The sequence below is a fragment of the Clostridium sp. AF34-10BH genome (genome assembly GCF_003478095.1).
Taxonomy (GTDB): Bacteria; Bacillota; Clostridia; order Lachnospirales; family Lachnospiraceae; genus Acetatifactor; species Acetatifactor acetigignens.
In genome coordinates this window covers 21669-33728 of record NZ_QUEC01000013.1, presented here as the reverse complement: position 1 = coordinate 33728, position 12060 = coordinate 21669, and the positions used below count along the sequence as shown (strand labels likewise).

Here is a 12060-nt window from a genome sequence, read left to right as displayed (position 1 = left end):
CTTCCCCGGGGCTTATTTCTACTTTTCCTTCTCTCACGCCCCGGCTTCTTGACTTCTCCGGGGCTTATTCTTACTTTTCTTTCTCCTACGCCCCGGCTTCTTGACTTCTCCGGGGCTTATTTCTACTTTTCTTTTTCCTACGCCCCAGCTTCTTGACTTCTCCGGGGCTTATTCTTATTTTTCTTTCTCCTACGCCCCAGCTTCTTGACTTCCTCGGGGCTTATTCTTACTTTTCTTCCTCTCATGCCCCGGCTTCTTGACTTCTCCGGGGCTTATTCTTACTTTTCTTTCTCCTATGCCCCGGCTTCTCGATTTCCCCGGGGCTTATTCTTACTTTTCTTCCTCTCACGCCCCGGCTTCTCGATTTCCTCGGGGCTTATTCTTACTTTTCTTCCTCTCACGCCCCAACTACCTAGAACCCCAACGGCTTATTTTCTTCTCAGATACCCTTGCAACCGGTTTCCGTGACTGTCGACGGTTACTGTCAGGGCTCCATAGTCGGTGGTGAGGTACCAGGGGACCTTAGCATCTTCCAGGCGCTGTAGCGTCGCGGCATGGGGATGGCCATAGGAATTGTTACGACCACAGGAGATAATGGCGGCAGCGGGGCCGGCGGCGGCAAGAAACTCAGAACTGGTGGAATAGCCTGAGCCGTGATGCGCTACCTTCAGGATGTCTACCTTGAAGCCCCCTTGTCTCCGTGATTCCCACAACTCCTGCTGTTCTCGCGGTTCCTGCGATTCCTGCAATTTCCGCGCATTCTGCAAAGCCTGTGATTCCTGCGCTACCCGTAACGTCTTCGCTTCCTGTAACGTCTTCAACGTCTGCAATTCCTGTGTCAGCTGCTGCTCCCCTTCGCCTTCCACATCCCCTGTCAGGAGAATGCTTAGCTTCCCGGCACCCACGCCGAAGTTTTTCCTTTCACCGGTATCACCATGACCGGTTCTCTCACCAATAACTCCGACAGCAAAGCTGCCGTTCTCACCGTAAACTTCGCTAGCAGCTCTTCCGCCCTCTCCACTTGCTTCCATCCCCTCTGCCGCGCCCCACTTCACTGCTTTCGCAAATACCTCCACGTAGAAGCATTCCGAATAGGCATTGGCATCCGCAAGGGTCGTATTCTCCTCCGGGTGCAGACACCGCAGCCGGAGTCGACTATCCCTGATCTCATCGCCACATTTTATGTAACTTACCGGTACTCCGGCATATTCCGCGGCAACAAGCAATTTTTCAAAAGCCTCCCTGCGCTCCGCTTCCGTAATCGCAGGCAGAAACATCTGCTCCACGGTAATTCCCCATTCTCCACCGTTCTCCAGCAGTTCCAATATGCCATTCATATGGTCTTCATCTGGGTGCGATACAAACACACCGCGTAGAGACTGGATTCCCCGGCTCTTGAGATAAGGCTTCAACACATATTCACCGATTTTCCTCCGACTGGTACTGCCGCAGTCAAAAAGATATGCCCCCTGCCCGGTCTCCACCACGATACCGTCTCCCTGTCCCACGTCCAGAAAAGTCACACGGCTTCCCCGATCAAAATTGCCGGTCAGTAAACCAACTATTAATACTAAAATCATTGCGGCTACAATTCGGCACATAACTCCGTTCCTATATGTCATCACTCCCTGCCATGTATACCAAAAATTTGCTAAAACATGCCGCCATCTGGTGGTACATATTTCAGAGTACCTATCAGAGTGCTGCATCTTTTTTCTGTTACTCTCTCTTTTTCTACCCCTACCGCTATCATCCACTCCGCGTGTTTCCCGACGCAGCCTTTCTCTTTCAGCGTGGTGTCCGTCTCCATGATTATTTTCCGCCACATAAGCTGCATAAAGTCTTTGTCGCTTCCATTTTTCCGCATAATTCCTGCCAATGATCAACACAAATAGCCCACTATAATAAACGACCATCTGCCACTTTGTCGGGCGGCCCACGCACCATACCGCTCCCGGCAGTTCTCCGAACCGTTCGCAGATCCATTCATACCACCACAGGATCAGACAATCCACCGTCCCTGCAATTCCCAGTCCCGGGATCAATGACAGGATTCCCCCTGCCATCACCACGCTCATAAAGGGCAACACCAGCAGGTTCAATAATACCGAGTAGACAGGGATCTCATAAAAGAACCAGAGCTGTATGGGCAGCGTAAAAAGAATAACTCCGGCACTGGCGGCAAAACCGCTTTTAAGTGCTGACACCATGCGCCAAAGCCTTTCATACACCACCTTCCGCCAGCCTTCCCGGTACTTGTTCCTCTCGTAAGCGGAATCACCCAGAATATCTGTCACGGTCAGAAGCCATGCCGGTACTCTAAAACCGTTCCCCCCGTTTCCCAGTCTCCTCTGTTCCGTGTCAAAGTCAGACCTCTCACCAAATCCGCTCTTCCCATCAGTCCTCTTTTTCTCTGCAAAGCCTAATGCCTCACCAAGTCCGCGCTTCCCGTCGGCCCTCTTTTTCTCTTCAAGCCCTGCCACCACGCCACTGGCCGTTTCCACACCGGCATTATCTTCCCTACCATCCCCGGCAAACACCGGTGTCAACAAGCAGATCCCCAGCACCGCCCCAAAAGACATCAAAAAGCTCACATCCCCAAGCCGCTCCGGTTGCTGCAACACCAGCAATGCCGCCAACAGCCCCACACCTGTCAGCATATCGTAAGTCCTTCCCACGAATATCCCCAACATCTGCAGCAGATACATTCCTATGGCACGGCTGGCGGATACACTCATGCCCACCATCATACCGTACAGAAGCAGTGTCATGGCACCTCCCGCTGCTGCCACTCTGACCGGAGCCCCCAGTCTCTTAATCAGCCGGTAGCATCCCATCCCCAGCAAAGTAATATGCAGCCCTGAAATGCTTAAGATATGGGCGATCCCATTCCTCTGGTACAGCGCCTTTACCTCCGCATCCAGTTCTTCCTTCTCCCCCAGCAGTAATGTCTGCATAACAGAAGCCTCTTTCTCCGGGAATACCTTTGCCAGTCTGTCGTGTAATCTCCTTCGAAAGGCAAACAACTTTTCTCTCAAAAAGTTATAGTCCTCCTCCGCTGCCAGAATCTGTGCTTTCCGCACTCTGCCACCGATGCCCTTTCCCGCAGAATAGGCCCGCACGTCAAATTCCCCGTGATTGGTCGCAGCATCGAAGTGCGAAAAAACGCCTTCCAGAACAATATGCTGGCCCAGTCTCAGGCTCTGTACCTCCTGTGTGTTTGTCAACTCACATTGTAATTTTCCAGAATAGGAATATTTTAGATCGTTTTGAATAATAGAAATTGATTTCAGAATAATCGTTTCAGAAGTTCTTGTGTCTATCCGTCCCGTGATCCTCACCGGACTTCCGTCAGGCGGCAGTACGCCGGCATCCCCGGTGTCTGCCCCCGTCAGTATTCTTCCTATGGCGAGCACTATCACGAGACACAGACACGCCATAAAAAGCGGTCGTCTCATTAAGCTCCCTTCCGCAGGCAATCCCGCCTGCCCACAGTCAGGACTGTTCCGACAGTCCAACGCAAAAACAGTCCTGTCCCGCATAAATTCAAAATTTACTGTTCCAAAGTCGTTACATAATCCAGATTCCGTTCAAAAGTGGAATTGCTGAAGGTAGATGGCACTTCGCCGTTGACCAGGATCTGTACTTTATTGATATTATCCAGTTCCACCAGGGAATTCACGATGGAGTAAACTGCTACCTCCGTGGAAACATTGTTCACCACGGTCAGGAAGCTGGAATCCAGATTCACATAGCAGATTCCATCTTTGGTCAGGATATTGATGATCTTGGTCTCCGGATTGATCACCGGGTACAGACCCTCAATCTGTCCGCTGGGTCCCGCGATCAGTTCCTCCACCACGAATCGCTCCAACGGAGTATTGGTGGAATAATGCTTTTCTCTGTAGGCCGCGATCAGCTTATCACCGTCTGCATTGGCAAAATACAGCTTTACCTTCACCAGTTCATAGGTGTTGATCTCGTTACCGTCATTATTGATGAACTGCTCGGCATTCATCCAGCCTACCAATTCCCCTGCATTGTCATATAACTGACTGCCTTCCAAGGTAATCGTCACATATTTCACATTGGACAGCTGCGTCAGTGTCCTTACAACGGCCGCCCGCACCAGTACTTCTGTGGTGACCGAAAGTTCGGAATATGCCTTATCCACATTGATCACAAGTTTTCCGTCTTCCACTTCATAATCCAGAACCTGAAATCCCATGTCAAAAGGCGCCTTATATTCCAGCTTTTCCGGGGTGGTGGAGAGAAATGTCATGGTCTCTTCCAACTGTTCCTCCGGTGTCTTGGTGTTCAGATACTGGTCATGAACCTCAACCTTCGTCTCTGCGGTATTTACATAATACACCGATATCTTTTTGCCGGTCTCCGGCTCTCTCGTGCCACAGCCGGTCAGGACTGCCAGCAACATCAGAAGCATACCGGTCAAAACATATTTTTTAACTCTCTTCATAACTACACAATCTTTCTTACAACAGCTCCGTCTAAGAGGCGATATATGTCAGCGGGATCTTCGCCAGGAAACAGGAGCCCTGCCCCTCGGTACTCGTCACCGTAAGGGATCCCTTGTGCATCAGGACGGCGCTCTTGGTGATCGCCAGTCCCAGTCCCGTTCCGCCGATCTCTCTGGAATGAGACTTGTCCACACGATAGAATCTCTCGCAGATATGTGCCAGAGCCTCCTCCGGGATACCGATTCCGGAATCACTGACTTCAAAGGTAAAATACTGATGATCCGCATCCAGTATCACCTTCACCCAGCCATGATCCTTATTGTATTTGATGGCATTCTCCACCAGATTCGTCATGATCAGGGTCATCTTAACTTCATCCACCTCTGCCACCACAGGACGGACGCTTTCAAATACCACTTCCACATCCTTCTTCCGGGCGATGGGCCGCAGTCTCTTTAAGATCAGTTCCGTCAGATCATTGATGTTCAACGATACAATATTCAGATCCTGTACCTTTTTATCCATTTTTACCAGTGCCAACAGATCCGTAATGATCTGGTTCTCTCTGTCAATCTCGGAAGCAATGTCTTCCATGAATTCTCGATACAGCTCCGCCGGTACATTTTCCTGTGCTAGCAGGGAATCCGACAATACCTTGATGGATGTCATGGGTGTTTTCAACTCGTGGGACACATTTGCCACAAATTCCTGTCGGGAATCGTCCAATGCCTTCATCCGCTTCAACAGCTGGTTGAACGCATCTACGATATGTACGGTCTCCACATAATCTGGCACAGAGATCGTCTCATCACTGAAGCCTTCCTTTACCGCATTGATGGCCTGTGTGACTCTGTTGAAAGGTCTCGTCAAAGCTCTGGACAGTATGATAGCCAGTGCCAGGATTGCCACCATCATGATCACTTCCAGAATGTACGCCTTACGATTCAGCACTTCCTTGGCATTTACGATACTGTCATTGGAAATGCTGGTCAGCATAACGCCCCGGATGGCATCCGGATTCCTTTTTCCGTTTTCGTCCGTAGTGTTTGCCGTGGTATCCATGATGGGAGTGGTCATTTCTATGTAACCGTGCTCCGGGTCATAATGGGAAATGTTTTCCCCCTGAAAACATTTGATGACCTCCTCGGAAATGATGGTCTTTCCTTCACTGATGCCGTAGGTATCTTTTTCCACCTTGAAATTCTTGTTGATGATCATAACGCGGCCTTCATACAGATTGGACAGCATCTCCAGTTCCGCATTGATGACTTCTCTGGAATTGCCGGTGTCCTCTCTGACACCATGGCTGCTTAAATAATTGTTGCTGATCAGATGATTGGCCAGGATCATCAACTGGTTCTGTACCACTGTGGTCCGCTGTTCCACCGCCAGATCCTCGTAATTGCTCACGATACCGTGGCGCATGGCAATACAAGGCACCAGGCCGATCACCAGCGTCAGCAGGAAGATCCTCGCCCGCAGACTTCGAAGCGCGATCATGCTCTCCAGCTTTTCCCATATAGTTGCAAAACGTTCTTTATTCCATTTTTTCACAGTATAAAAACCTCAGTTCCGAACCTCTCCACGCCATTCACAAAACCGCACGATAAATCGTGCTCTCCGCTGCTTCGCAGCTACTTTTGTTCATTTGCGTGGCGGTGGCTCTATTCGAGCCACCTTCAAAGATAAGAGAAATTGATTCTTACATGCAAGCATGGCGAATCATTTCCTCTTATCTTTGCCGGTTCTCATAGTCTCACTTATTATTAAAGTAGTACCCGACACCCCATTTGGTATGCACGTATCTGGGCTCGCTGGGATTGGACTCGATCTTCTCACGCAGTCTCCGGATATGTACATCCACTGTACGCACATCACCGGGATAATCCGTACCCCATACCAGCTTCAACAAATTCTCCCTGCTGTATACCTTGTCGGGATTCAGCATCAGAAGTTCCAGCACTTCGAACTCCTTGGCCGTCAGTCCGATCTCCCTGCCCTGGATGTAGGCTCTTTTGCCGTCACGATCCAGCTTCATATCGCCGCTTTCCAGAATACCGGTGTTCTCTGTGGTTCCTTTTTTCGGCTCCATTCTGCGGAAGATAGCTTTGATCCGGGCTTTCACTTCCAGAATGTTAAAAGGCTTGGTTATGTAATCGTCCGCGCCGTATTCCAGTCCCAGGATCTTATCCATGTCATCACCCTTGGCGGTCAACATGATCACCGGTACATTGGAAAATTCGCGGATCTGCTGGCAGACCTCAAAGCCGGTCAGCTTCGGCAGCATGACGTCCAGTAATATGATGTCATATTCCTTGTTATGCGCCATCTGCAATGCTTCCTCACCGTCATAAGCACAATCCACTTCCATGTTGTCCTGTTCCAGACTGAAACGGATTCCCTTCACGATCAGCTTCTCATCATCCACTACCAGCACTTTCTTGCCTGCCATCTTTCCTTAACCTCTCTATCCCTTACTTTTCTCTTCACGGTCCCGGCATAAGCCCTCATTGTACCGTGATCTTATCACACAATTTGTCATACGCGTTCTGTTTGATCCCGGATACCTTCATAATGTCTTCCTTCGTCTGAAAGGCTCCGTTTTGCTCCCGGTAGCGCACAATATCTGCCGCCCGGGAAGCTCCGATCCCCGGCAGCGCACACAATTCCTCCGCAGATGCCGTGTTGATATTCACAAGTCCCTCCGCCGTCGCTTTTACCTCGGCTTCCAGAGTCTCCGCTTCCTCCAACGTTGGAAAATACAGCTTCTGACCATCCGTCACCGTTTCTGCCAGATTCACATAAAAAGGATCCGCCTCCGCTGTCATACCTCCGACCAGTCGCAAGGCTTCCTCCGCTCTGCTGCCCTCCGGCACTTCCACGACTCCGGGATCCCGCACTGCGCCGCAGACATAGACATATATCATCTGCGGTTCAGCCTTTGCCGGTTCCTGCACTGTCACGCTGCTGCCTGCAGGCTCCGCTGCCTGTTCCACCGCTTCCAGTGAGGGAAATTCCGCCACATCTTCTCCGGATGGAATCAGCACAATGGCCTCATCCTTCCTCTGACAGCCGGTCATGAACATCACCAGACTGAAAAACATTCCGATCAAACCTGCATATTTTGTTTTAAAAAACCTTATCGAAAACATCATAGTCCCCTTTCCATTTTCCTGATTTCTTCACAAAATTTCAGGGGATTGCCTCTCTATGCTGTTAACTTTCATTGTACTGGAATCGCACGGAATTTACAAGCCGTTTTCGCATTTGTGGTAACGATTCAGAACCCCTTCGTAAAATTGCCGCTTCGCGGATAGCTCTGGATCATTTCCACTTGAAAATCACAATACCCACAATCGCCACGGCCATGCCGATGGCTTTCCGCCACTCCCAGGGCTGCTTCTCCACACCGAACCATCCGAACAGTTCGATAATATATGCTACAGCAAGCTGAGCGACCACAATAAGCATTACCGCTTTGGCCGGTCCCAGGGCATCCATACTGCGGATCACAGTGTAGGTGATAAAGGCTCCGATAGCCCCTCCCAAAAGCATATATCTGGGCTCCACCTGCGCTATCTTCAAGAATGAAGTCCGCTCCGTACACAGCCATGCCCCCAGACATACCAGCAATGCTGTAAACTGCACAAATGCACTGGCGGTCCAGATGCCGGTGGATTTCGTCACCTGGGTGTTGAACACTCCCTGGATGCTCATCAGCGCACCGGAAACTAAAGCAATCAAAAAACCGATCATAGGATTCTACCACCTTTTCTTTTTAGTAGTAGTCTATCCTGTGACCGGTTCGTTCATTCATATTTTATTGTAACGGTTTTAGTTCTCTGTACCACCTACCTGTCCGGCTATGGTCTCGTCCAGCTGCTGTACCAGAGTAGTCACGTCGTCACCGTTCCATACCTTGGAAAACAGTACTTCCAACTGCATCCAGAAATTTCCCGTCTCTAGCATCTTCGGCAATGACACACTGTCCGCATACTCATCGGCAAAGATCATAAGCGCACCGTTGTCTGCATTCTCTGCCGCCTGAAGACTTGCCGGCATTTTGCCGGAGCGTTCATACAGGCCGTCCGCATATCCTTCTGCCAGATACGCTGCGAAGCAGTCCGCCAGTTCCTTGTGTTCCGAATAGCCGTTGATGACTGCCGCTCCCGTAACAGACAAAGATCTGCTCTGCAGTTCGGCGCTGACATCCGGCATACGGGCAATCCCGTAATTAAATGCAAGGCTGCCGTCCGCTTTTGCCTCTTCCAGCCGTTTGACCACATCCGTGGTTCCGATGGTGAACATGGTCTTGCCATCGATAAAGTCCTGGATCACAGAATCATAAGTCACCGTATCGGATTCAATAAAGAAGAACTGGTTCAGTGCCTTGTACACTTCCAGACACTGAATGGTCTCCGGATTATTGATATCAATATCATTTCTGTCATCCCCGGGATCACCGCCTACGATCATGTAGTTGCCTACGATCCAGTAGTTGTAGAAAATATTGTTCACATCCCATTTCATGACACCTTCCACACCTTCCGGTGCATCAAAGGTATCTGCAATATTCAGCAGATCATCCACTGTGGAGGGAAGTGCTTCCGCGAAATACTGCTCTGCCAGTGCATTTACCGCTGCCTCATCCGCTGTCACCTGTTCCGTGGTCTGGTCTTCCGGAAGAGAATCTTCCTCGATGATCTCTTCTCCTTCCCCTATGGGTTCATCATTCTCACTGCTTCCCGCCAGTTCCTTCTCCGCCTGCTGGGTTGCCCAGGTTCGAAGATAATCTTCATTATATACCAACGCACTGGTATCAAAATAAACCGGGTAACCGATCAGCTTCTGATCATAGGTTACCGCAGACAGAGCCGCCTGGGGAAAATGGTCTGTATTGCAGATTCCCACAGTGTCAGGCACTTTCGATGCCAGTCCTGCCAGATAAGCCTTTTCCAGAGAGTCGCTGCTCAACAGGTAGATATCCGGTATCTGATCGGAATGCAGGGTCTCCTGATTGATAGCTTCCAGATATTCACTGTCAGAAGTAAGTACGGGAATCACACGAACTCCACTGTTCTGTTCTCCGAAGGATACTGCTGCCGCATTGATATAACCGGACAATGCCTCATCGGAATACCAGCAATAGATTGTCTCCTTTCCTCGAAACAGCTGCAGTCCGCTTCCGCTCTCCTGTGTCTGACTCATCTCCTGCGTACTTCCGTAAACAGCTGCAGCAGCCATGGCGATCACAGCTGCTGTAGCGATAATTCTTTTTTTCAAAAACATAAATTCACCTAAACCTCTTATTCGATACAGGTGTCCAAAATAGCAATCATTTCGTCCACATTTTCCCGGGTAATCACGAGAGGCGGTACGAAGCGGATAATGTCCGCACCGGCATTGATCAGAATTAATCCCTTCTCCAATGCTCTGTTAATAATGTCTCCTACCGGATGGTCAAATACCAGTCCCTGCATCAGTCCCACACCACGGCGTTCTTTGATACAGTCATACTTGTCTGCCAGTTCGTTCAGACGCTGTTCCAGATAGGGAGCCACCTCTCTCACATGTTCTATTATATGGTCCTCTTCGAATAAATCAAGCACTTTTTCCACTGCTGCGCAGGCTAAGGGGTTACCGCCGTAGGTGGTTCCGTGATCTCCCGCTGTCAGAGAATGCTGTGCTACTTTCTCCGTCATCATAAATGCACCTACCGGTACACCGCAGCCCAGTGCCTTGGCAGAAGTCATGATGTCCGGCTTCACGCCGAAACGCTGCCATGCATACATGTAACCGGTACGTCCCATGCCGCACTGGATCTCATCCAGAATCAGCAGGATATCCCGCTCATCGCACAGATCACGAACCTGTTTTAAGAATTCTTCATTAGCGGGACGCAGTCCGCCCTCACCCTGTACAGTCTCCATAATGATGGCACAGGTCTTGTCTGTCACCTGATCCAGCACACTCTGGAAATCATTCAGTTCTGCAAATTTGATATGTCCGATCATGGGCTGGAACGCCTCACGATACTTGGGGTTGCCCGTTACTGACAAAGCTCCCATGGTTCTGCCGTGGAAGGAGTGATTCATGGCAATGATCTCATGGTCGGTACAGCCATCCTTCAGATACGCATATTTTCTGGCAGCCTTAATGGCACCTTCCACTGCTTCCGCACCGGAATTGGTGAAAAAGACACGATCCATGCCGGATACTTTTTTGATCTTACGAGCCGCCTCGATGGCAGGCACGTTGTAATAATAATTGGAGGTGTGGATCACCTTGTCGATCTGTGCTTTCAGCGCATCGTTGTATGCCTTGTTCTGATAGCCCAGGGCAAATACAGCGATTCCCGCTACGAAATCCAGATATTTTTTCCCATCGGTGTCATACAGATGTACGCCTTCGCCCTTATCCAGAACGATCTGATAACGGTTATAGGTATGCAGCAGGTCTTTTTCCGCCTCTGCAATATATTCTTTCATGGTGTCGCTCATTTTTCCTCTCCATTCCGCAGACGTTCTTTTCGTCAAGGAAACGCAAACCAAATTTCTAATTTGGTTTTGCGATAATGGCTACTTTGTGACGCCTGCGGCACAAATAGCCGGGTGCGGAATAAGCTGCCAGGCTTATTCTGCACACTTTTTTCACTCCTCATCGGATACGATCGCAGTTCCGATACCCTGATTGGTGAAGATCTCCAACAACAGGCAGTGTGCCAGACGTCCATCCAGAATATGCACACGGTTTACACCGTTGCGGATCGCAGAAGTACAGTTGTTCAGCTTCGGCAGCATACCACCGCCGATGTAACCGTCGTGGATCAGTCCCTCTGCCTCGGAAGCTGTCAATCTGGAAATAAATGTGGACTTGTCATTGATGTCCTTGTACAATCCCTCGATATCCGTCAGAAATGCCAGTTTCTCCGCATGTACTGCTTTGGCGATAGCGCAGGCCGCATCATCCGCATTGATATTGTAGGTGTGATAATCCTTGTCCAGTCCAATGGGAGCGATGATGGGCAGGTAATCCTTCTCCAGCATGTCAAAGAGAATATCCGGATTCACGCCGGTGATCTCACCCACATACCCGATGTCCTGACCGTCGGAATATTTTTTCTCTACCTGAAGCAGGCCGCCGTCTTTACCGCTGACACCTACTGCTTTCACGCCCAGCTCTTCCACCATGGTCACAAGGCTCTTATTTACCTTGTTCAGTACCATTTCCGCGATCTCCATGGTCTCCTCATCGGTGACACGCAGACCGTTGACGAACTTTGCCTCTTTTCCGACCTTGCCGACCCAGCGGCTGATCTCCTTACCGCCGCCGTGAACGATGATGGGCTTGAAACCTACCAGTTTCAACAGCGTTACGTCCTTGATGACGTTTTTCTGCAGTTCCTCATTGCTCATGGCGCTGCCGCCGTATTTTACCACGATGATCTTACGGTTGAATTTCTGTATGTAAGGAAGCGCCTCGATCAGCACCTCTGCTTTTTTCATTACCTGTTCCATATCTTTTTCCATTTTTATCCTCATTTCCGCAGATACCGTGATCCGCCTGTCATTTATCTTTCCGG

Annotated in this window: 9 protein-coding genes; all 9 read right to left on the bottom strand. The window is 50.0% G+C overall.

Going from position 1 to position 12060, the window contains the following annotated elements; genetic code table 11:
• Window positions 1-428: 428 nt before the first annotated feature.
• Complete coding sequence (locus DWZ61_RS10110) at window positions 429-3458, bottom strand: ComEC/Rec2 family competence protein (protein WP_182427047.1); 3030 nt, start codon at window positions 3456-3458, stop codon at window positions 429-431.
• 95 nt (window positions 3459-3553) lie between these two features.
• Window positions 3554-4477, bottom strand: a complete 924-nt coding sequence (locus DWZ61_RS10105) for a GerMN domain-containing protein (protein ID WP_118538338.1) — start codon at window positions 4475-4477, stop codon at window positions 3554-3556.
• A gap of 31 nt (window positions 4478-4508) precedes the next feature.
• The gene (locus DWZ61_RS10100) at window positions 4509-6032 is read right to left on the bottom strand and encodes a HAMP domain-containing sensor histidine kinase (protein WP_347475430.1); all 1524 of its coding nucleotides are present in this window, start codon (window positions 6030-6032) and stop codon (window positions 4509-4511) included.
• Window positions 6033-6234: 202 nt separating this feature from the next.
• The gene (locus DWZ61_RS10095; RefSeq protein ID WP_022312410.1) at window positions 6235-6930 is read right to left on the bottom strand and encodes a response regulator transcription factor; all 696 of its coding nucleotides are present in this window, start codon (window positions 6928-6930) and stop codon (window positions 6235-6237) included.
• Between the two features lie 55 nt (window positions 6931-6985).
• Window positions 6986-7633: a helix-hairpin-helix domain-containing protein gene (locus DWZ61_RS10090; protein ID WP_022312411.1), complete on the bottom strand. Its 648-nt coding sequence runs from the start codon at window positions 7631-7633 to the stop codon at window positions 6986-6988.
• Between the two features lie 169 nt (window positions 7634-7802).
• Window positions 7803-8234, bottom strand: coding sequence for a DMT family transporter (locus tag DWZ61_RS10085; RefSeq protein ID WP_022312412.1), 432 nt, complete (start codon window positions 8232-8234; stop codon window positions 7803-7805).
• Between the two features lie 78 nt (window positions 8235-8312).
• Window positions 8313-9767: an extracellular solute-binding protein gene (locus DWZ61_RS10080; RefSeq protein ID WP_118538336.1), complete on the bottom strand. Its 1455-nt coding sequence runs from the start codon at window positions 9765-9767 to the stop codon at window positions 8313-8315.
• Window positions 9768-9784: 17 nt separating this feature from the next.
• Complete coding sequence (locus DWZ61_RS10075; RefSeq protein WP_172594713.1) at window positions 9785-10978, bottom strand: aspartate aminotransferase family protein; 1194 nt, start codon at window positions 10976-10978, stop codon at window positions 9785-9787.
• A gap of 150 nt (window positions 10979-11128) precedes the next feature.
• A complete protein-coding gene (gene argB, locus DWZ61_RS10070) occupies window positions 11129-12007 on the bottom strand; it encodes an acetylglutamate kinase (RefSeq protein ID WP_118538334.1) in 879 nt (292 codons plus the stop codon).
• Window positions 12008-12060 lie beyond the last annotated feature (53 nt).